Raw genomic sequence first — 20,832 nt, 5'->3', positions numbered from 1 at the left:
CGGCTTGAAAGAGACGATTGCCGCGATGGAGCGGGTGAAGCTGGCCGCGAAAGAAGCGGCCATGAAGCAGCTTATCAAGGGCGCGAACAACGTCGCCGACGTGCAGCGGCAGCTTGCGCCGGAAGATACCGGCGCACTTGCCGACAGCATCGCCGTGACGCTGCCCGGCCACACGACCCCGCCTTATTCGCAGCCGGGCGGCTCCCGCGTGGTCGGTGAAAATCAGGTGGTCGTCACCGCCGGCAATGCGGACGTTCGGTATGCCCATCTTGTCGAGCATGGAACCTCGCAGGCAGAAGCGCAGCCGTTCTTCTTCCCCGGTTACCGCCTGCTTAGGGACAAGGTGACGCGTTCCACCGCAAGCGCCTATGGCCGCGCCGCTCGCAAGGAGTGGAACCGCAAGTGATTGAACCGACCTTAGCCCTTCAGACCGCAATTCGCGGCGCGCTCGTGGATGCGCCGGGCGTGCTTGCGCTCGTGCCCGCCGGCAATATCCGTTCCGGCAGCACCCGGCCCGACAAGATGCCGTGCATCATCATGAGCGACGGCAACACCGCCTTGCACGGCCACGACTACCGCAGCCAGCGCACGGCATGGGTTTACCTCGACCTTCATATTTGGACGCTGGACGCCGGGCAGGACGCGGCGAAGGAAATCGCGGGCGCGGTAACCGCAGCGCTCGACAAGCCCCTGAATTTTAAGGGGTGCGACTGCGATCATTTCCGCGTCACGCGCTCGACCTTCCCGCGCGACCCTGACCCGGCCTACGGGCACGGCGTCCTTTCCGTTGAAGCCTTTATTCGGTGGATTGTCTGATGCTCAATATTGGAAACATGGATCGCCGCATCACCATTGAGCGCGAAACGGAAGCCGTGTCACCGTCCGGTGATGCGCGGAAGGCATGGGCGCCGATCGCGACCGTATGGGCCGAAGTCCTTCAGCAGACGGCGAGCGAATTCTTCACCGGCTACGGCGAGGCGGAAACCGGCACCGTGATTTTTCGCGTCCGCTATCGCCCTGGCATCACGACTGCCGACCGCGTGACCTATGACGGCAAGCCCTACGGTCTCAAGGAAATTAAGGAACTTGGCAGGCGCGATGCGCTCGAACTTCGCGGCGAGGCGCTGAAGTGACGCACTTGCGAGGCATCAAGCCTGCCCTGAAGTCCGACGCGGAAGCACTGACGAAGGCACCCAAGCCCCCGGCCTACCTGTCCGCGCACGCAAAGGCCGAATGGAAGCGCGTTATGCCGCAGCTTATCGCCCGGCGCATCATCACGCGGGCCGATCTTGCGGGCGTGGAAGCCTATTGCAGCGCGGCGGGCGCGGCGCAACAGATCGCCGAACACATGAGCACCGCGACGTTGCCAAACGGCGCGCCGGCCCTTCCGGACCTGAAGCTTGGCGGATTGCAAATCCGATATATGCAGGCCGCGCGGCAGCTTGCCGCAGAATACGGCCTGACGCCGACCTCACGCGCCCGTGTTGGCAGTGCAGCGACCGACGATGACGAAGACGACAATCCGTTGATGATCGGCAGGAACCGCGCCCATGTCTAAGAGCGCATTCCCGCACTGGATTTATGATGGCTCGGTTATCGAAGATACTAACGGCGACGGCGAACGCGCCGTGCAGTTCCTTCGCGCCTTGCGACACCCGGCCAGCAACGCCCCGAAGGGCCGTTTTCAGATCTACGACTTTCAGGAACGCATGACGAGGGGCATTCACGGCCCGCGCAACCCGGACGGTTCCCGTAAGGTGCGAACCGCATTCGTCATGCTTCCCCGTGGCAGTCGCAAGACGAGCCTCGCGGCAGGTTGGGGGCTTTTGCACACCATTGGCCCGGAAGCACGCCCGGCAGGACAGGCGATCTTTGCCGCGTCCGACCGCGAACAGGCCGGTATTGGCTTCAAGGAAGCCGCGAACATCTTGCGTGAAGACAAGCGCCTTGTTGCTGCTACCCGCATCTATGACGCCCATAACAGCGCCAAGAAGATCGTTTACAAGCATAACAAAGCGGAATTGCTCGCCGTTTCGAGCGACGGCGCTGCCCAGCACGGCAAGACGCCCAGCTTTGTGCTTGTCGATGAAATCCATGCTTGGAAGGGCCGCGACCTTTGGGAAGCGCTCAAGTCCGGCATGGCAAAGGTGCCCGACACCCTCATGATTATCGCCACGACCGCAGGCCGTGGACAGGATAACATCGGTTTCGAGCTCTACGATTACGCCCGGAAGGTCGCGACCGGCGAGATTGATGACCCGTCGTTTCTACCGATCATCTTCGAAGCCGAACCCGGCGACGACTGGCGCGATGAAGCCGTTTGGCACAAGGTCAATCCCGGCCTTGCCCACGGCTTCCCCGATCTCGGCGGCTTGCGCACGATGGCGCGCGAGGCCGAACACCGTCCTGCCGAACGGTTCGCCTTCCAACAGTTCCACCTTAATTTGTGGCAGGCAGCTTCCCGCGACCCGCTGTTTGATATGGCCGTTTATGACGCCGGACACGATAAGACTTTCGATCCTGCCGACCTCGAAAGCCTGCCGTGCTGGCTTGGCGTGGACTTGTCACGCTCCGGTGACTTGACCGCACTTGTTGCCGCGTTCCGTCATGAGGATGGCCGGATCTCGCTTCGCCCGTGGTTTTATCTGCCGTCCGAAGGGCTGGATGACAAGGCCAAGGTCGAACAGGTTCCTTATCCCAGGTGGCGCGACGACAAGCTGTTGAACGTCATTGACGGCCCGGTGATCGAACCCGACGTGATTGCCGATCGGATCATCGATATTTGCGGCACCTATGACGTGCGCGAAGTCATCTTCGATCCGTCGCTTGCCGGGCCGCTCATGTCGAAGCTCATGGATCACGGCATCAACGTGCTTCAGCTTCCGCAGACGGCCAAGCACATGCACGGCCCGATTTGCGATCTCGAGCGCGTCGTGAACGGCCGTCGCATCCGGCACGGCGCGCACCCGATCCTTCGCAATCACTTCGAAAGCGTCGTGGTGAAGCGCGCGACCAGCGCCAGCGAATTGACCACGATGCACAAGGGCGCCCGCCACAGCAACCATATCGACGGCGCTATCGCGTCCGCGCTGGCCGTCTTCCGGGCAGCAGCGAACGATAACCAGCGCTCTATCCATGACCTCCCTCCCGAAGAATATGACCGGCTTTTTGACGAAGCCGAAGCAGCATAAGGATTTCCCGTATGGCAGATGATGGCCAGCAGCTTCTTCTTACCTTCGACGCCAAGTTTGAAAGGTATCTTCGCAACTTCGAACGGGCGCAGCAGCAGACCGACCGGCGCTTTCGGGCAATGGAGCAGCGCGCCAAGCAGTCTAGCGACCGCATGGAAAGCGTCTTTGCGAAGGCTGGCAACGGCATCCGCAGCACCTTCAGTTCCATTGGCAACGTCTTCGCCGGCCTCGTCTCGGCGAAGGCCGCGAAGGATCTCATTGACAGCTCGATCAAGATCCAGAATCAGCTCAAGACGACCGGCCTTGCTGGCAAGGAATTGAAGGGCGTTTACGACCAGCTTTTCGCGTCCGCTCAGAAGAACGCCACGCCCCTTGAAGCCCTTGTCACGCTCTATAGCCGCACGTCCGGCGCGGCGAAGGATTTGGGCGCAAATCAGAAGGACTTGCTCAGGTTCACCGATGGCGTGTCGCTTGCAATGCGCGTTTCCGGCCAGTCGGCAGGCGAAAGCGCGGGCGCGTTGCTTCAGCTTTCGCAGGCGCTCGGCAACGGCAAGATTCAGGCTGAAGAATACAACAGCCTGCTTGATGCCGGTCGCCCGATTCTTCAGGCAGTCGCGTCCGGCATGACCGAAGCAGGCGGCTCGATTTCGAACCTCACCCGGCTTGTGAAGGATGGCAAGGTTTCGTCCGAAGCCTTCTTCCGCGCATTCCTTGCCGGTCTTCCGACCCTTCAGCAGCAGGTGGCCGGCTCGGAAACGACCATTTCGAGCAGCTTTGTGCGCCTTCAGAACGTGCTTATCGACGCGGCAGGGCGCTTCGACCATTCCGCAGAGGCTTCGAAGCGGTTCGGCGCTGTAGTTGACGGCGTTGCCGCTTCGATCAATACATTCAACGTCGATAATCTGATTGCCCAGATCGACGCGGTAACGACTGCCGTCCAGAATAGTATTGCGACCCTCAACAATTGGGCTCACGAGCTCGGCAACATCACCGGCCTTGGCAATGTCGGCAAGGCGCTGGTGAACTCGCTTCCCGGCGATACGACGGTGAAGTCGTATCTCGGTGGTTCGCTTCGAATCGTGCAATCCGATGCGGTGCAGGATCGCATTGACGCAGCTTTCGGTTTGCCTGCCAACAATAACGGTGGGCTGAACGCCGACCGCATCCGGGCATTCGCTAATAGTTCCGGCGCAACGGCAAACGCAGCCACGCCGCGGACCGCACGGCTTCCGGCAGCGGAAGCGGTCAAGCCCGTGTCGCTTGCCGATTACCCCATTGCGCCCACGAGCGCTGCACCCGGCAGTGCCAGCGGCCCGAACCGTCGCGCAGGCGGTGGCGGGGGTAGCAGCGACAGTTTCGCCCGCGAACTTCAGGAGCTTCAGTCTCGCACCCAGGCCGTTCAGTCGGTGACGGCAGCGCAGGCCGGGTTGAACCCGTTGATTGACGACTACGGCGCAGCGCTGGCGACAGCGCAAGCCAAGCAGCAGCTTATGAATGCTGCCCAGCAGCAGAATAAGACTGTAACGCCGGAGATGGCCGCCCAGATCGATGCGGCGGCGCAGGCATATGGGCGCGCGACCGCAGCAGCCGAGCAGCTTCAGGAGCAGCAGGACAACGTAAGGCGCTCGGCAGAAGAGGCCCTTGGAACCGCCCGCGACGTTACGCGGGGGCTTATCACCGACCTCGCCAGCGGTAGGAGCGGCGCAGAAGCCCTGTCCAATGCTCTCGCCAAGATCGGCGATGCGATCTTGAACAACCTTCTCGACAAGGTGTTTGACCTGAAGAACTTCACCGGCACGGGTAGCGCCGGGGGCGGTCTCTTCGGCGCCATCGGTTCCCTGCTCGGCTTCTCCGGTGGCGGGTGGACGGGACCGGGCGGGAAGTATGAGCCGAAGGGCATCGTCCACGGCGACGAATACGTCATGACGAAGGAGGCAACCCGCCGCATCGGCGTCCAGGCGCTCAATGCAATGAACTATCGCCGGGTGCCCGGCTACGCCGAAGGCGGCTATGTCGGTAACGCCCCGGCACTCCGCAAGCCTGACCTCGTGGCCGCGAACGGCAACGCCGCGCCTGCCGCGCCCGTGAACATCAATACGAACGTCACCGTGAATGCCAGCGGCGGAACGCAGGACCAGAACGCCGACCTTGCGGCCCGCGTCGGCAAGCAGGTGGAACAGCAGTTGAAGGGCATGGTGCAAGAGCAGATGAGGCTTGCCGCACGTCCGGGCTCGTTCCTCAACACCCGGAGTCGCTGAGATGGCTATCCCTACTTTTCAGCCGCCCGTTGGACCGTCACCCGGCACGGCGCACAAGCCGACCGTGAATCTTTGGGAAGCCGATTTCGGCGACGGTTACAGTCAGCCGTCGCCGAAGGGCATCAATCATATCAAGCGGGCGGTATCGCTCTCGTGGAACGCGCTGACCTACGACCAGATGCAGGAAATCACCGGCTTCTTCGAAAACATGGGCGGAAATCAGCCGTTCTATTTTCAGCCGTTCGGCGAGACGCACGCCCGGAAGTGGACTTGTAAGGATTGGACGTTCACGACCGAAGGCGGCATCTGGATCGTAACGGCAGGGCTTGTGCAGAGCTTCACCACCGCTGCTTGACTCATGGCGCGTCTCCGGCGCGTTTCGTGCGCGCGGACGCGTCTTTCCTCGTCCGGCACCCGGAACGCTTCTCAGTGACTCGCCATATCGGAATTTTAGGGATTCACTTCAGGAATTATTTCCTGTAAAGTTGAGGTCATTGGATTTGTAGCGGATCGAAGCGCTTGCTCAGAAATTTCGCTATAACATAATAATGGCCCCGACAGTGTGCTTTTCTGCCGAGGCCACGAGATACTGCCGCTTCAAGACAGTGAATTGTTTATAGGATAAAAATCCTATGTCGTCAAGTCAGAAAGCGGCTCCCTTGCGGAGTGTCGTTAGCTCCACAAGGGTCATACTGGCCTTGGATGCGAGGGCGATGCCGGGAACATGACCGGCGCTATCAGTCAGCCAGAGACGAACGGAAGATCATGCTGACCGGCTCCCCGATGGAGAACATCGGACGCTTCAGCGGGTTATCGCCGCACCGGGAAACCGCGTGGAATGGATGCAATAAAAGATGGACGCAATGTGAAACGCTGACAGGATCAGCAACCACAACGTCCAGTCACGTGTCGATTGAAGGAAAGTCGAGCGTGGCGCTTACCGCTTTGCCCGCAAGGGCAGGATATCGGAGTGCTGCTAGGCAAATGGAAGCCGCCTAGCCGGTCTAACGGACCAGAACTCTTCACCACCTGTTTGACGCAGAAAATCCCCCTCGACTTGAACGACCGCCGACCTCGTGTCGGCTTTTATATGTCGTTCAGGTCGAGGGGGAATAAGTCCTATTCCCGCAGGTCCAGATGATGTGTGACATGGTTTGAAATAGGTTCGCGAACGTAGTGAGCGGGCAAGCGAAGCGCGCAGGCGAGAACCGAAGGTTCGAGTAGTCGCCAAGGCCTTTGGTTGCTAACATACCAAGCGATACACTCGCACCTCAGGACTACCATGCATTTACACCTCGCGGCCTTCGTTGCGCTTTTATTGATTTCGTCCGGCCCGGTCGCAGCAGCCGACCAAAAGAAACTCACCCTTGACGACCTTGCCAAAGATGAGCCGGCGAGCTCGGCTGAAGGAGGCTTCACGATAGCGCAACTGGTCCGTGCGTCTCACGATGACAAGGTCATCCTCGCAGTGATCGCGGCTACCGGCGATGGCATTCTTTGGGCGAATACATACGCAGGAGCCAAAGGCGTAAACCTTGTTTGCCCACCTCAAAATCTAGCTTTCACCGATACGATGATGCGAGACATACTGGAACGATATCTAGTGGACGCTCCGGATGAGGGAAAAGGGCAGCGCGTTGTGCTCGGAAATGTAATCCTGAAGGCATTGGTGCACACCTTTCCTTGCTGACACTCACGATCGTATGCGCTCGCTCGGCCATCTCGCTATAAATCGAACAACAGGCGGGCCTCTCTCCCGCTTGTTGAGGAAAAACCGAGAACGCTGGACGCAGCGGCTTCCAATCTTTTGCGTCTGGCACGGAAAGCCCCTCACGTTTCGTCGGCGTGAGGGGCTTTTATTTTCATTTAAGTAAGTGCTTACTTAAGATTAGATCAATCTAATCAATATGTTATCATGCATTTCTTCTTGCCAAATCCCACGCCATGAATCAGAAAGAGTCCGCTCAATCACGAGCAGGGGACCACTACCGAAATGCAAGCACCTGCATACTTCCGAAGCGACAGTTACCATGCAGCTCTCGACAGCCTCGAAGCCATCGTCCGGACGTTCGAACCGGCAGCGCCCGACGATCTCCGCACGCGGATTATCGAAGTGCTCGGCGATCTCGGCATCTGGCCGATTGATTGCTTGGAGCAGCAGCACGTCACGACGCCGCGCCTAGTCGCTTGACTTCCTACTTTCGTTTCGTTACATGCAGATTGTAACGAAACGACATGAGGCTCAAATGGTTAAGACGCCAGCAGAACGCACCCGTGAGCATCGTGAACGCCTTAAGGCGAAAGAGCGCGAAAAGCTGCTTCAGCCTGCCGCGCCGCCCGCCTACGTCCAGACCCCGTTCCATGCATTCATGGAAGGCCGCCATCTAGACTTCGAGGAAAACCTTGATGCTTACGGCGTCCAGGTCAGCGGCACCGATCTCGGCGAGGAAATGCAGAAGTTCGAAACGGAAGCGCCGTGGGAAAGGTCATTCACCTCGCTCGAAAGAGCAAGGGGCATGATGGGCGTCTTCCTCGACGCCGCGAAGGAACTCGCGGCCCTCATCAACGAATACAAGCTTCAGGAAATTGAAGCTGCCATCGACGCCGCACACGAAGTCAGTGCCGACTTGCCGCGTGGCGACGTTGAAGCTTTGAAGAAATCCTTTGCCGAGATCGAACGCCTAAAGGCCATTCGATCAGAGCTTCGGAAGCCGACGCGGCACACCCTGCTTAGCGTCGATGCGAAGGGCGAATAGCCCCTCAAGAATGGGAACGGCAAAGCGAAGTTTGGTCGCCGAACTTTGCCGCCCCTCAATCTCACACAGCGATAACACTGAAGGAAATCGCAATGTCTCTTGAAAATAGCACGACCCCGGCTCCCGCCGCAACGCTCACGGAAAAGGAGCTTTGGGCGCTCTTCGTCACGAAGCCCCTTCATGTCTCTCTCGGTGCAGGAGTGGTGATCGACCGCTATAGGCCCGACGACGTAATTCGTGATCCCGGATGCTATGGGTGCATGTCAGAATTCTCCCGTGACCTCGGAGACGGCCTTCTTGAGGTTGATGAGCCGGAAGATGAGCTTCGCCAGCGCGTTGAGGAGGCGGAAGCTTACATTGCTGGCCTTAAGTCCGTTCTGGAGGACTTTGGAAGCGTGAAGCGGGCTTGCTTGATCCCTGACGACAGCGAGGAATATCTTTACAGCATGCCGCCCTCGCCGGACTCGGAGGCCGTATAATGCCGCTCTCCCCGGAACTGAAGCTTTTGGTATCAGGCGTGACCCTCGATCCGCTGGATGCTAAGAGGGCTGAAATCCTCGCCCGGCAGGCCGATGCGAGGCGTGAACTCGCTTCGTTGACCGATGACACGGGCGATTACGAGCCGTCCCTTCGCGCGCAATTGGCATGGCTTGGATTGCAGAAGGCAACCAAGAGCGAGCTTCGCGAAATTATCGTGAGTGCTATGGAACGCGACCCGGACGCCTGAGCACCCATAAGGCCCGCCAATCACGGCGGGCCTTTTCTTTTTGGAGCTATCATGTCCAGTAGATACGAAGGAATGTCCGCTAAAGACGCCGACGACCTCATGGTTGGCATCATCGGCCTATTGGTTGCCGAAGCGATGGACGAAGCCAGGGCGATGACGCAGAAAGAATGGGACGGGCGTGACGAGTCCCACCTATCGCACTACTTCGCCAGCGCGATCTTTTACACCGTCCAGAACCGACTTCGAGATGCACTGTGACGCGCTTCCCTCCTGCGACGATCGAGAAGCACATTCGGAAGAAGCATCCCGGCTGCCCCGATTTCGCCGTCGCCTTCTTTGTCGCCGAGATCGCAAAGAAGGATTGGAGAAGTGCATCCCTTGGCATGGCTGTAGGCATCATTATGCAGAACGTGCTTCGGCATACGATGACCGAATATGATCAGTTACTGTTAGAAGGCGTGGATCGCGCGGACGCTCGGCGACGGGTGCAGCCGAAGGTCAACGCCATGATTGATAGCTGGAAGAGGCGCCTCATCTAAACGCGACGCTCGCCGATCTTCGTCGGCGGGCTATTTTATGGGCTGGCTATTGCTCCAAAAATCTTCGTATATCGCGCGGACAGCAGCGAACGTGTCGGTAACTTCGGTGAGGGTCGTGGGCGCATTCACGCCGCCTTGATGGAACGACGCACCAGATTGGAATCCGCGCTTGCCATCAATGAAGATGAACCTGTCATGCAAGGATGAAGCCTTTCTAACCTCAACATTTAGCTGGCTTTGCTGGCCATAGAGAGCAGCGGCAGGGCCAAGGGTTGCGACGTGCTTGCTTGCTAGAAGCCGGATCGCGGTAGACTTTGATACGAATGGAAGATAGCGGGAAACAAACTCGGCATCCATGTATGGATCAACGACAAGAATGTCTGATCGAGCTTCCTCAATGATCTTCTTCAGGCCGTCGAAGTAATCGAACACCATGCCCTTTGTTATTGCTACGGCAAGCGGCCCGACCGTTTGCATGCGAAGGCTATGGCGCACTTGGTTTAAAAGGACTCGAATGGTGGTTTTACCAGTCCATGAACTCCTCATATCCACGGAAGAAGCTTGGTTGATTGCGATCATCGCCTCCGCCGTAACCCCGAGTTGGCTGATAGTTAAAATTGCCCGAGCTCGCCCCAGCCAGTCGACAGCTTCTGCGTCGTCCCAGCCATTAGCTAGATCCGGCATTGTTCGAATTAGGTCTTCGACTTCAGCGATAATATCCTTCGGATCAAGCTTTACCTCGTTAAAGAACGACAACGATATAGCCTCTCGTAAGCGGGAATCGCTGTGAGCTTAGTCGCCCTAGGTTGTAAATGACAGACCCATATTGACTCACGCCCGTGAGAACAAATTAAGAATGTGCTCCCGCGTTCCCAAAATCCCACATTCTCAGGAGCGCCGACCATGCCCATCGAACCTCGCGGCGGCCTTTTATGTTGCTGTCACGATTGTGACGATGATGGCAACCACGGCAAGGACAGCGGCCGCTATACCGGCCCAGGCCGCGACCTTTGCCCAGCAGAGCATCGCCTTTCCCGACTCCGCAGAACGGCGCGCAAGCTCGCCACGGGCTTTCAGTGCCTGCGGGCTATCGTTCATGAAAGCCAGTTCAGTAAGTTCGCCATCCGATAGATTGCGAGCTTGTTCTTCCATTTCTTTCGAAGTGCCGGTTAAAGTCGCCATCGTTCCCCCACGCCTGAATCACGGTATATCATGGCAAAGAAGAAGAAACCCGTTCTACTGTCCAAGAGTGATGCGATGGCCCGATTGGATAGGATGATGCCGATCCTTTATCGCAACATCGTCAACGCGATCCGCATCGAGGCCACGATGGAAGCGGGAAACAACATCATTCCGGCTATGCCCGATAAGGCGCTTCCCGGCGCGGATGCCTTCAATGCCATTATGCAAAGCTTGGCCTTCGATCTCGCCATGCACCTTGCGCGACTTTACGACGTGGGAAACAGGAGCAGGCATGTAAACAGTCGCGACGTTGCTTCGATCCCTTTAGCGATTCGGCTTCTTCGACAAAAGCGATGCCAGAACGAGCTCAAAATCCGGGCACGAAATTGGCTGCCCGGTTCGCGAGGCTATGCCGACATGTTCGAGCAGGATTGCGCGAAGGCGCTTGAGCGCGTGTCGGCGAACTACTCCGAAACGTTCAAGGGGAAGTTTGGACGCGGCGGCTTGAAGACCCTGAAGGCTTTCCGGGATACCTTTATGGCTCACTCGCTCATGACCGACGTAGACGTCAAGCCGATCTATAACCAGCTTTTCCGGCTGGTCGATTGTGCAAAGGCATTTGTTGAAGATGCACGCATTGCCGTGGGTGGCGACAATTCCAGCCTGGACGAACAGGAACGCATATTCTTAGAACATGCGAACGACTTTTGGCGCATGGCGCTGCTCGGCGAACGTCAAGATGATTGAGGTGAGAGATTGACCGCTTGCGCTTGCCGATTGCCTGATATAACCGTTATGACGGTAACAGACGAGCGGCCGTAACAGCGTTACAAAGAGTGGAAATAGCCATTGAAAATCAATGGTCTATTTGATTTCGAATCTCTCCACTCCGACCATTCAATATCCCGATATTGTTGAATTCCTGGACAGGCGCAGCGCAGCTTGCGTGCTCGCGGTTGTACGCGCCGTTACTTGGCCTTCTTCGTCGTCGTGGCGCTGACGATCCTGTCGCCCGGCTTGATACCCAGTTTGGCGACGATGCCGGCATTGAGTTCGACGACGTATTTCACCGCGATCATCGAATCGATGATGTCGCGCGAATAGGGCACTGCCTTTTCCTTGATGTGGCGGATCGTGCCGGTGTCATCGGCAAAGAGCATATCGAGCGGCAGGATGGTGTTTTCCATCCACATGGTGACGCGCCGCGGCTCATCGAAATCGAAGATCATGCCGGCATCGTCGGCCATGACCTTGCGAAACATCAGTCCGCGGGCGCGCTGATCAGGGGTCGAGGCAATCTCGACGGTGAAATGCAGCACCTTGCCCGCAGCGGTCTGGATGAGCAGCGGCTCCTTGTCGAACCGCATTTGCTCCTCGGCCAAAGCCGGCAGCGCGACCATGAAAAAAAGCGCCAATATGGCGCTTCTGATGGCATGAAACAGGGTAAGGCTGCTCATATTAGTGAGACCGGCTGGCCGGGCTCGGAACGTCGGGATGGATCTCTGCGGCCATCAGGCCCTTTTCGCCGTCGCCGAAGCGGACAAGAACCACCTGGCCTGGGCGCAGTTCCGTCAGGCCGAAGCGGCGGAGCGTTTCCATGTGCACGAAGATATCTTCTGTGCCCTCGCCGCGCGTCAGGAAGCCGAAGCCCTTGGTGCGGTTGAACCACTTGACCAGCGCACGCTCGAGTCCGCTCGTCGCGGTGACCTGCACATGGGTGCGCACCGGCGGCAGCTGCGAGGGATGAATCGCGGTCGACTGGTCCATCGAGAGGATCTTGAAAGCCTGGTAGCCGCGCTCGCGGCGCTGGATGAGTGCGACGATGCGCGTTCCCTCGAGGATCGTCTGGTAACCGTCGCGACGCAGGCAGGTGACGTGCAGGAGAACATCCTGCAAGCCGTTGTCGGGCACGATGAAGCCGAAACCCTTGGCGACGTCGAACCACTTGACGACGCCGGTGATTTCAACAAGATCGACTGGCTCTCCCGATAGCTCGTCGAGGTCGGAGTATTCGTTCGATGAAATCCTATCAGCCATTGTCGCCAGCCCCTCGAATACGCGTCACACTGTTACGGTTAACTGATTCTTCAAATCAAGATTAACATCTTGGTAACGGATAAGCGCAAGTCCTAGTTTTCGGTTATTCCCAGCTGCACATTTTATAAAGATGACTTGCCCGAAGCTGACCTCGGCTTGCTGAAAAAAGCCAGCCCCAATAAAGGAGTAGATAGAATGCGTTATCTCCACACAATGGTACGCGTCAAAGACCTAGACGCCTCGCTTGCTTTTTACACCACGCTGTTCGGGCTGGAGGAGATTCGCCGCCACGAAAACGAGAAAGGCCGCTTTACCCTGGTTTTTCTGGCCGCTCGCGACGATCTCGACCGTGCGCGCAGCGAAAAAGCTCCCTGCCTCGAACTAACCTACAACTGGGACACGGAAGATTATAGCGGAGGACGCAATTTCGGCCACCTCGCTTATGAGGTCGACGATATTTACGCGACCTGCCAGAATCTGATGGACAACGGCGTCACTATCAACCGGCCGCCGCGCGACGGCAATATGGCCTTTGTGCGCTCACCCGACGGCATCTCGATCGAAATCCTGCAAAAGGGCAGCCCGCTTCCGGCCGCCGAACCCTGGGCCTCGATGGGCAATACCGGCGCCTGGTAAGGGTTTTCGCCGCAAGGCTTTTGCGAGGCTTGCGGCTTTTTCGATTTCGGGTCCGGCCGGCGCCTTGGCGCTTGCCGCGATCCAGCCCCGCAGGCAATCTCCTGGCGACTCGAAGCAGAAGAGAAGCGTTTTTCGCCGATTTTCCGCATCAACTGGAGACTGTCGCTTGCCTAACATGCAGATGCGGATGCCCGTAACGGGCGCTTTGCTGATCGCCACCTCGGTGCTGGCGCTGTCCGGCTGCGCGTCGGACAAGAAGGCGCTCGAATCCGCCGCAGCGGCTCCGGTAGCGCCGACCGCAGCACCACAGCTTGCCACGGCAACGGCTGCAAGCCCTGCCCCACGTTCGGTCTATACAGATCCCCGGCTCGTCAACGTCTCCGGCGCCCAGGGCGCGCCTCAGGTCGTGGCACAAGATCCTAATGCCGCCGTCCCGCCCGCCGGTTCGGCAACGGCAGCGCCCGCCAATATTGGCGGGCTGGTCCTGCAGTCGACCCGGATCAACGCGCAGGCGATGAGCATCTTTTCCGATCACCAGCCGGCGCCGCAGAACAACAGCACGTCCACCGTCATTCACCCGCAGGCCTATGCGCCGGTGGAAGGTGCAGCGCCGGCGCGAAGCAGCGTCTACAGCCAGCCGCCCGCGCCCACACAGCCGGCAGAACCGGTGCTGCCGCAGCAATCCTCGCAGAATAGCGGCACGCAGCTTGCGCCCGTGCAAACGGCGTCACTGACGACTGGCAGCATTCCGGCCTCGACAATGAATGCCCTCTACAGCGCGCCGAAGCAGAACCTGCTCGGCAGTCTCTCCGGCCTGCTGCACAAGGCCGCCCTGCCCGGCATGACGCGTATCGCGCCGAATGGGCTGCATCTGCAAAACGACAAGGTCGAGGTCGGCTGCTTCAAGCCCGACCTCTTGAAAGTCATCAAGACGGTCGAAAGCCATTTCGGCCGACCGGTTATCGTCACCTCCGGCTATCGCGACGAGGAGCATAACCGCCTCGTCGGCGGTGCCGACGAATCGATGCACAAGAGCTGCGAGGCCGCCGACATCCAGATCGACGGTGTGACGAAATGGGATATCGCCGCCTATATCCGCTCGTTGCCGGACCGCGGCGGCGTCGGCACCTATTGCCATACGGATTCGGTCCACCTCGATACCGGCAAAACCCGTGACTGGAACTGGGGCTGCGGCGGCAAGCGAGCACCCATAACGACCGCAAGAGCGATCTGACCACCGCGCGATTTTCGCATTACGTTACGGCAGCGCCGCCTCGTCTCGATAAAGAAACAACCGACAGCCTATTGATTCAGCTTCAATAATCGGCTTCTCAAACGCACTCGGATTTCCTGTCATTTTTTTTGAAAGAAACCGCAATTGCCGCTTGCGGGATTCAAAACGCCTGACTATAAGGGCGCCACCACGAAGGAAGCGCCCTTCGTCTATCGGTTAGGACACCAGATTTTCATTCTGGGAAGAGGGGTTCGACTCCCCTAGGGCGTGCCACTTTCTCTCCACATAGAAGCCATCACATTCGCTTGCAGAAGCCGGCGCGCGCTCCTATTTTAACGAGGCTGGCTGCGCGCCCTTCGTCTATCGGTTAGGACGACAGATTCTCATTCTGTAAAGAGGGGTTCGACTCCCCTAGGGCGTACCATCGGACCTGCGTAATGGCGCCTAAACCAGCCCGCTGGCTTATTTTTCCCGACTCCGTCGCCTCACGATACCAGGTTTTCCACAGCCGAAATAAATCGGCGAAAACGATGATTTTTTCGCGCCTTGGCGCTTGCGGCCTTCGAAGGTGGTGACTATAAGGGCGCCACCACGAAGGAAGCGCCCTTCGTCTATCGGTTAGGACACCAGATTTTCATTCTGGGAAGAGGGGTTCGACTCCCCTAGGGCGTGCCATTTTTCTTCCAGAAATTCATCCATCTGTTCGGGCCAGATCAGCGGCCTTATTTGCCGCTTGTGCCCTCCTGCGCAAGCCTCGCCTAACGTCCGCGCTCTATGATCATGGCAAGTGGTGTACTTCGGGCGTTCGGACCGCCGATCACCGCTCTCGCCGGCGGGGCTGGAGAGATGTTTCGCATCCGACCTCCGCAACTGGCGCTTTAATCTAGCGTCTATGAGATGAAGAAAGCGGCGTGATCGATGGTCACGCCGCTTTCGTATGAGCAGCCACTTGCAATGCGCCGGCTCGCGATTTCTTATCTGGCAGGCAGAACTCGCGCTTCAAGTCTTTGATGACAAGTGAGGCGGCTAGAACAGGAGATTTTAGGCCCGGTCGGCCTAGCAGCGCGCAGACCTTGTCGACGATCTCCATCTCCATGTCCGGATAGATGGGAAGGCAGAGCACCTGTTGTGCGGCCTCGGTTGCGACCGGCAGRTTCGAGGGCTGCGAGGAAGGCAGGCTGCGGTACATCGAGAAGCTTGAAATCAGCGGATAGAAATAGCGGCGCGGATGAATGCTGTTTTCCTTAAGCCGTTCATAGAGCCCATCGCGTGAAATGGGATAGTCAGGGCGTACGAGGATCGGGAAATAAGAGAAGTTGGAGACGGTCTCGCCGGAACGGTCCAGGCATTCTATGCCGGCCACGCCGCGGAGCCGCTCACGATATGCACTGTCGATCAAACCACGCCTTTCGAGCGCGAGCTTGATGTATTTCAGCTGCAACAGGCCGAGCGCAGCGTTGAACTCGCTCATCTTGCCGTTCGTGCCTGGCGCTACCACGGTCACTTCGTCGACGTAACCGAAGTTCTTCAGCTGGTCGATGCGGGTCTTCGTCTTGACATCCGGGCAGATGATGGCCCCGCCTTCGAATGTGTTGAAAACCTTCGTCGCATGGAAGCTCAGGATGGAAAGGTCGCCGTGATTGAGAATGCTTCCCCGCTCGTCTTCCACGCCGAAGGAATGGGCGGCGTCATAGATGACCTTCAGATTGTAGAGATCGGCGATCTTCTGGATAGCATCGACATCGCAAGGGTGGCCGTAGCAATGCACCGGCATGATCGCCGTCGTCTGCTGCGTGATCGCCGCCTCGATCTTCGCTGGATCGACATTGAGCGTCACCGGATCGATGTCGACGAAGACGGGCTTTAAGCCGTTCCAGAGAAGTGAATGCGAAGTGGCSACGAAGGAATAAGGCGTGGTGATGACTTCGCCCGTGACGCGGAGCGCCTGAAGCGCCGTCAGCARCGCGACCGTGGCGTTGGAAAAGAGGCTGATGTGCTTCACGCCGAGATGGTTGCAGAGCTCCTGCTCCAGCTGCTGGTGGAATGGCCCGCCATTGGTCAGGACGCGATTGTTCCAGATTGCTTCCAGCGACGGAATGAATTCTTCGAGCGGCGGCAGGCTGGGCTTGGTTACATAGATCTTTTCGTTTTTCATGACGCCGTCCAGGAGGTTGGGCATTATCGCGCAATGGGCCTGGTACGAACATCACGGCTTAACCTGTTCCCAGGCTGACCAGAACATGATGCCGAAAAGTGTGAGCGGTTTTCGGACGACATCCTGTTCTAGCGAAATTCCTGCCAACAGTGTGGCGCAAGCTTCACGTCCAATAGTCGGCACCCAAACCAGCCCGAATGCCGTTTCGTGAATCATGGAGACGGCGGCAATTCACGAAGGACGATTCATTGACGATCAATCAGCCCATTGCCGCTCTGCCGTCCGGTCTTCCTGATCTGGCACTTCTCACGGAGAAAGCTGCCAGCACAGGGTCTGTCATTGTCTATCAGCCCTATCTCGATCCTTCGCAGCGCAGCCAGCTGGATGCGGCTGCCGTGCCGCTCGACATTTCGTTCAATACGCAGGCTACGACCCGCGAATATGAGCTCTTCCACATCCTGCATCAGCATCACGAGGCGATCGGCCTCGGCGACGACGTGTTCTGGGGGCTGCTCTCCAGCAAATTCGAGATGAAGTCGGTGACGAGCTTCCCGTCCTTCGTCACGGAGGCGGAAAAGGCCAGGGCGGAAGGTGCGGACGCCTATCTTTACAATCCGCTGATCGGCCACGCGGCGATCTACAGCAACGTTTGGGAACATTCGCTGCTTGGCGGTCATCCCGGCATGGACCCGATCTTCCTGCATATCCAGGAGCTCGGTCATCCGATCGCGCCGCCGCAGGACAAGACGGCCTTCATGTTCTGCAACTATTTCTGCGGCAACCGGAAATTCTGGTCCGGGTATTTCGCTTTTTGCGAACGCATTCTGGAATCGCTGGAAAGAGAAGCGCTCGCCGGCTCGCCGGCAGGGACCGCCTATGCCGGTGTGGCTCACTATTCACGCGATGCCAACGCGAAGATGCGCCCCTTCGTGATCGAGCGTCTGCTCGGGCTCTATGTCCAGCAGGCTGCCGTCTCCGGAATGAAGATCGCCGCCTTCGTACCGACCGTTGCCGATTTCGAATGGAAGTTCGGTGTCCGCCTCGGCCGTATGCTGCATGGTCTCTTCGCCGCCAAGGAAGCCTTTCTGCAGAGCCGTGACCAGGCTCTCCTGACCTCGTGGCAGGAAGGCCGCCAGCCGCTCATCAAGCAGCCGCATCTGATCTGGGGCGCTGATGATCCGCCCGCCTGGATGCCGCGCGGCCAATTCATCGGCCGCCGCGAATTGATGCGCGCCTATGCTCCGCAGGCTTCAGGCGCCTCTCCAGTGCCGCAGCAACCGGCTCGGACGGAAAGACCCGCTATACCAGCCGCGCCGAAGATCGAGCAGCCGCTCCGCAACCCGTTACAGCCCTTTGCCGGCGGATGGCAGGCACATAAGGACCGTCATTGCATCTGGATCGTGACGCCCGCCAACTACAATCACAGCCACGCCTTCGACGAAGTCGCGCTCGGCCTCCGGGGCGCCTTCGAGGAACTCGGCGGCTCGGCACCGATCGTCCGCGACATGAACGCATTCGCCGGCCGTGCGCCGATCATCTACGGCGGCAACCTTCTCCCCACCGAAATCGTCAGCCATCTGCCGAAGGACAGCGTCGTCATCAATCTTGAGCAGGTGTCCGAAGAAAGCATCTGGATCAATTCTCGCTACACCTCGATCCTGAAGTCGCTTCCGGTTCTCGACTACAGCCCGCGCAATCGGGAAAATCTCGCCGCCAAGGGCATTGATCATGCTGGCGTGCTCGAAATCGGCTATAGCCGCTGCCTCAGCCAGATAAAACACGCCCCCGTCAAAGATATCGACGTGCTCTTCTACGGCTCGATGAACGAACGCCGCCACCATATCCTGAAGACACTGGAGCAAGGCGGGCTTAAGGTCGCGCACCTCTTCAACATCTATGGCGCGGAACGCGATGCGGCGATTGCCCGTTCCAAGATCGTCATCAACATTCATCATTATGCGAGCGGCGTTTTCGAGATCGTGCGCATTTCCTATCTGCTCGCCAATCGCGTCTGCGTGTTGACCGAAGGCGATATCCGCGACCCGGATCTCCAGCCCTTCAGCGGCGGCCTGGCGGTCGAGCCCTATGACAAGATGATCGAGCGCTGCCACAAGCTGATCGCAGATACCGCCGAGCGTGATTCCATCGCCGCGAAGGGCTTTGCGGCCATGGAGAGCCGGTCGCAAGCGGACATGCTGATGAGCGTCATGACAGCCGGCTGTACCTGACGGGACTCTCTTCCGACTGCTAGATTACCGCGCCGGAGCCGCGTCGCAGACGCGCAGTTGGATGCGGCGCGCACCCTGATAATGCTCGGCACTGAGCGAACCCGCGACATGAAGGCTGGCGCCGCGTGAATTGATGAGAAGATTGCCGAGCGCCGTATCGGCGGCGCGGAAGGCGATGCCATCGAGCCGCGATCCGTCCATTGCCTCCAGCGTCACCTTCACGTGTTTCTCGCCGACCAGGCGCGCGTCGCGCACCCGATGCGCCGGCACGGCAAAGAGCGGCTGAGCGTGGCCGGAGCCATAGGGGCCAGCGGCCTCCAAGCGGTCGATGAGTTCGAGCGTGGCGCCGCTTGCACCGATCGCGCCGTCGATCTTCAGTGTCTCGTTGGCGACAAGGCTGGCCACTGTCTTTGTGGCTTTCTCCGTGAAGAAGGTCCTCAGCCTGCCGAGATTGGCGCGCTCGACCGTCAGCCCGGCGGCCATGGCGTGGCCGCCGCCCTTGACGAGTATCCCCTCGTCGACCGCAGCTCGCACCATCCTGCCCATATCGAAGCCGTTGATGGAGCGGCCCGAGCCGGTGCCGCGGCCGGAGGGATCGAAGGCGATTGCGAAGGCGGGCCGTTTGAACTTCTCCTTCAGCCGCGCCGCGATCAGGCCGACGATGCCGGGATGCCATTTCTCATGGGCGGTGACGATGACGGATGCGCCCTCGCCGTCGCCATATTCGGCGAGCGCCTCGGCCTCCGCCTCTTGCAGCATGACGGCCTCCATCGCCTGGCGTTCGCGGTTGAGCTCGTCGAGGCGCTGCGCGATCACCTCTGCCTCACCGGCGTCGTCGAGCGTCAGCAGGCGGCTTCCGAGTGCTGCATCGCCGATCCGCCCGCCGGCATTGATGCGCGGGCCGATCAGGAAGCCGAAATGATAGGGTGTCACCGGGCCCGCAAGCCCCGCCTTGCGGAAGAGTGCGGCAAGCCCGGCATTGCTCTGGTGCCGGGCGGCGACCAGCCCCTTCACCACATAAGCGCGGTTGAGGCCCTTCAGCGGCACGACATCGCAGACCGTCGCAAGTGCCACGATATCCAGCCATTGCAGCAGGTCGATCGCCAGGATCCGCTTGTTGCCGGCCGCGCGCAGCAACCTCAGCGTTGCGACCAGCACCATGAAGACAACGCCGGCCGCGCAGAGATGCCCCTGCCCCGAGAGATCGTCCTCACGGTTCGGGTTGACGAGGGCATGACAGGGCGGCAGCTCATGTGTCACCTGGTGGTGATCGATGACGACGACGTCGATATTGCGCGCTGCAGCGGCGGCCAGCGCCTCGTGACTGGTGGAGCCGCAATCGACAGTGACGATCAGCTGGGCGCCATTGTCGATCAACTGATTGATTGCCGCCGGATTGGGGCCATAACCTTCGAAGACGCGATCGGGAATATAGATATTCGCCCTGACGCCGAAATGGCTGAGAAAGCGGAACATCAGTGCCGAGGAGGCCGCGCCGTCGACATCGTAGTCGCCGAAGATCGCGACGCTCTCGCCGCGCTCGATGGCACTCACCAGGCGGATCGCGGCCTTTTCGCAATCGGTCAGCTTATGGGGATCGGGCATCAGGCTGCGGATCGTCGGATCGAGGAATTCGATCGCCTCGTCTACCGTCACGCCGCGCCCGGCCAGCACCCGGGCGATCAGATCCGGCAATCCATGGAGCTGCGACATGGCCAGCGCGCGGTTCTGCCCTGCCTGGTCGAGCCGCGCCACCCAGCGATTGTCGAGCGCGGATTTCTCCACACCGAGAAACGCGCGCTGTACTGGATCGACGAGATCTGCCATGCCACACTCCGCTGACTTCATCTGCTCTTTCTACAGGAGCGGCGGAGATAACATAGCGTTGG

At 59.2% G+C, this 20,832-nt stretch carries 24 protein-coding genes and 3 tRNA genes; 21 read left to right on the top strand and 6 right to left on the bottom strand.

Annotation, left to right across the window (positions count from 1 at the left end; translation table 11 throughout):
• Positions 1 to 4 precede the first annotated feature (4 nt).
• The 14 genes from AC1D2N_RS21195 (at position 5) to AC1D2N_RS21130 (ending at position 9,471) form a co-directional block, all read left to right on the top strand.
• Positions 5 to 406 (top strand): HK97-gp10 family putative phage morphogenesis protein, encoded by a 402-nt coding sequence (locus tag AC1D2N_RS21195; RefSeq protein ID WP_370090684.1) that lies wholly within the window; start codon positions 5 to 7, stop codon positions 404 to 406.
• Positions 403 to 816 (top strand): DUF3168 domain-containing protein, encoded by a 414-nt coding sequence (locus AC1D2N_RS21190; protein ID WP_370090685.1) that lies wholly within the window; start codon positions 403 to 405, stop codon positions 814 to 816. Before AC1D2N_RS21195 ends, AC1D2N_RS21190 begins: the two co-directional genes overlap by 4 nt.
• Positions 816 to 1,133, top strand: a complete 318-nt coding sequence (locus AC1D2N_RS21185) for a phage head closure protein (RefSeq protein ID WP_477981926.1) — start codon at positions 816 to 818, stop codon at positions 1,131 to 1,133. The genes AC1D2N_RS21190 and AC1D2N_RS21185 overlap by 1 nt, the downstream gene beginning before the upstream one ends.
• Positions 1,130 to 1,558, top strand: a complete 429-nt coding sequence (locus tag AC1D2N_RS21180; protein ID WP_477981924.1) for a phage terminase small subunit P27 family — start codon at positions 1,130 to 1,132, stop codon at positions 1,556 to 1,558. The genes AC1D2N_RS21185 and AC1D2N_RS21180 overlap by 4 nt, the downstream gene beginning before the upstream one ends.
• On the top strand, positions 1,551 to 3,191 hold the full coding sequence (locus AC1D2N_RS21175; RefSeq protein WP_477981922.1) for a terminase large subunit: 1,641 nt from the start codon (positions 1,551 to 1,553) through the stop codon (positions 3,189 to 3,191). Before AC1D2N_RS21180 ends, AC1D2N_RS21175 begins: the two co-directional genes overlap by 8 nt.
• An 11-nt stretch (positions 3,192 to 3,202) precedes the next feature.
• Positions 3,203 to 5,449 (top strand): tape measure protein, encoded by a 2,247-nt coding sequence (locus tag AC1D2N_RS21170; protein WP_477981920.1) that lies wholly within the window; start codon positions 3,203 to 3,205, stop codon positions 5,447 to 5,449.
• A 1-nt stretch (position 5,450) separates the two neighbouring features.
• Positions 5,451 to 5,804 carry a phage tail protein gene (locus AC1D2N_RS21165; protein ID WP_477981918.1) on the top strand — a complete coding sequence of 118 codons (354 nt, stop codon included), beginning with the start codon at positions 5,451 to 5,453 and terminating at the stop codon, positions 5,802 to 5,804.
• Positions 5,805 to 6,731: 927 nt separating this feature from the next.
• The gene (locus AC1D2N_RS21160) at positions 6,732 to 7,139 is read left to right on the top strand and encodes a hypothetical protein (RefSeq protein WP_370090690.1); all 408 of its coding nucleotides are present in this window, start codon (positions 6,732 to 6,734) and stop codon (positions 7,137 to 7,139) included.
• A gap of 303 nt (positions 7,140 to 7,442) precedes the next feature.
• Positions 7,443 to 7,640, top strand: a complete 198-nt coding sequence (locus tag AC1D2N_RS21155) for a hypothetical protein (protein ID WP_370090691.1) — start codon at positions 7,443 to 7,445, stop codon at positions 7,638 to 7,640.
• A 22-nt stretch (positions 7,641 to 7,662) separates the two neighbouring features.
• Positions 7,663 to 8,205 (top strand): hypothetical protein, encoded by a 543-nt coding sequence (locus tag AC1D2N_RS21150; RefSeq protein ID WP_477981917.1) that lies wholly within the window; start codon positions 7,663 to 7,665, stop codon positions 8,203 to 8,205.
• 92 nt (positions 8,206 to 8,297) lie between these two features.
• Positions 8,298 to 8,684 (top strand): hypothetical protein, encoded by a 387-nt coding sequence (locus AC1D2N_RS21145; RefSeq protein ID WP_477981916.1) that lies wholly within the window; start codon positions 8,298 to 8,300, stop codon positions 8,682 to 8,684.
• Positions 8,684 to 8,932, top strand: a complete 249-nt coding sequence (locus AC1D2N_RS21140; protein ID WP_477981914.1) for a hypothetical protein — start codon at positions 8,684 to 8,686, stop codon at positions 8,930 to 8,932. Before AC1D2N_RS21145 ends, AC1D2N_RS21140 begins: the two co-directional genes overlap by 1 nt.
• Positions 8,933 to 8,983: 51 nt before the next feature.
• On the top strand, positions 8,984 to 9,190 hold the full coding sequence (locus AC1D2N_RS21135; protein ID WP_477981912.1) for a hypothetical protein: 207 nt from the start codon (positions 8,984 to 8,986) through the stop codon (positions 9,188 to 9,190).
• Complete coding sequence (locus AC1D2N_RS21130; RefSeq protein WP_477981910.1) at positions 9,187 to 9,471, top strand: DUF2293 domain-containing protein; 285 nt, start codon at positions 9,187 to 9,189, stop codon at positions 9,469 to 9,471. Before AC1D2N_RS21135 ends, AC1D2N_RS21130 begins: the two co-directional genes overlap by 4 nt.
• A gap of 30 nt (positions 9,472 to 9,501) precedes the next feature.
• Here the strand turns inward: AC1D2N_RS21130 and AC1D2N_RS21125 are convergent, their stop codons facing one another.
• Both AC1D2N_RS21125 and AC1D2N_RS21120 read right to left on the bottom strand, forming a co-directional pair.
• Positions 9,502 to 10,227 carry a hypothetical protein gene (locus tag AC1D2N_RS21125; RefSeq protein WP_477981908.1) on the bottom strand — a complete coding sequence of 242 codons (726 nt, stop codon included), beginning with the start codon at positions 10,225 to 10,227 and terminating at the stop codon, positions 9,502 to 9,504.
• Positions 10,228 to 10,401: 174 nt separating this feature from the next.
• Positions 10,402 to 10,653 (bottom strand): hypothetical protein, encoded by a 252-nt coding sequence (locus tag AC1D2N_RS21120; protein WP_477981906.1) that lies wholly within the window; start codon positions 10,651 to 10,653, stop codon positions 10,402 to 10,404.
• 30 nt (positions 10,654 to 10,683) lie between these two features.
• On the opposite strand from AC1D2N_RS21120, the gene AC1D2N_RS21115 reads away from it, so the two are divergent.
• Entirely contained in the window at positions 10,684 to 11,400 is a 717-nt protein-coding gene (locus AC1D2N_RS21115) for an AbiU2 domain-containing protein (protein WP_477981904.1), read from the top strand.
• 221 nt (positions 11,401 to 11,621) lie between these two features.
• Here the strand turns inward: AC1D2N_RS21115 and AC1D2N_RS21110 are convergent, their stop codons facing one another.
• A complete protein-coding gene (locus AC1D2N_RS21110) occupies positions 11,622 to 12,110 on the bottom strand; it encodes a DUF192 domain-containing protein (protein ID WP_130652304.1) in 489 nt (162 codons plus the stop codon).
• 1 nt (position 12,111) lies between these two features.
• Positions 12,112 to 12,690, bottom strand: a complete 579-nt coding sequence (locus AC1D2N_RS21105) for a cold-shock protein (RefSeq protein WP_018241851.1) — start codon at positions 12,688 to 12,690, stop codon at positions 12,112 to 12,114.
• 195 nt (positions 12,691 to 12,885) lie between these two features.
• On the opposite strand from AC1D2N_RS21105, the gene gloA reads away from it, so the two are divergent.
• From gloA to AC1D2N_RS21080, 5 genes are all read left to right on the top strand, one after another.
• Positions 12,886 to 13,326, top strand: a complete 441-nt coding sequence (gene gloA, locus AC1D2N_RS21100) for a lactoylglutathione lyase (protein ID WP_018073425.1) — start codon at positions 12,886 to 12,888, stop codon at positions 13,324 to 13,326.
• Positions 13,327 to 13,492: 166 nt separating this feature from the next.
• Entirely contained in the window at positions 13,493 to 14,560 is a 1,068-nt protein-coding gene (locus tag AC1D2N_RS21095) for a YcbK family protein (RefSeq protein ID WP_130652303.1), read from the top strand.
• Between the two features lie 198 nt (positions 14,561 to 14,758).
• Positions 14,759 to 14,833, top strand: a tRNA-Glu gene (locus AC1D2N_RS21090).
• 76 nt (positions 14,834 to 14,909) lie between these two features.
• Positions 14,910 to 14,984: transfer RNA gene (locus AC1D2N_RS21085), tRNA-Glu, on the top strand.
• A gap of 176 nt (positions 14,985 to 15,160) precedes the next feature.
• A tRNA-Glu gene (locus tag AC1D2N_RS21080) sits at positions 15,161 to 15,235 on the top strand.
• A gap of 247 nt (positions 15,236 to 15,482) precedes the next feature.
• Here the strand turns inward: AC1D2N_RS21080 and AC1D2N_RS21075 are convergent.
• Positions 15,483 to 16,715, bottom strand: a complete 1,233-nt coding sequence (locus AC1D2N_RS21075; protein WP_477981901.1) for a DegT/DnrJ/EryC1/StrS family aminotransferase — start codon at positions 16,713 to 16,715, stop codon at positions 15,483 to 15,485.
• A 248-nt stretch (positions 16,716 to 16,963) separates the two neighbouring features.
• Between AC1D2N_RS21075 and AC1D2N_RS21070 the strand changes: the two genes are divergently transcribed.
• Positions 16,964 to 18,943, top strand: coding sequence for a CgeB family protein (locus AC1D2N_RS21070; RefSeq protein ID WP_130652302.1), 1,980 nt, complete (start codon positions 16,964 to 16,966; stop codon positions 18,941 to 18,943).
• A 24-nt stretch (positions 18,944 to 18,967) separates the two neighbouring features.
• Here AC1D2N_RS21070 and recJ read toward each other — a convergent pair whose 3' ends face one another.
• On the bottom strand, positions 18,968 to 20,770 hold the full coding sequence (recJ, locus tag AC1D2N_RS21065; protein ID WP_130652301.1) for a single-stranded-DNA-specific exonuclease RecJ: 1,803 nt from the start codon (positions 20,768 to 20,770) through the stop codon (positions 18,968 to 18,970).
• Positions 20,771 to 20,832: the final 62 nt, after the last annotated feature.

It is taken from the genome of Rhizobium sp. P1_B8, assembly GCF_056406515.1.
The sequence above is the reverse complement of the archived record's forward strand: the minus strand, read 5'-3'. Positions and strand labels throughout refer to the sequence as shown.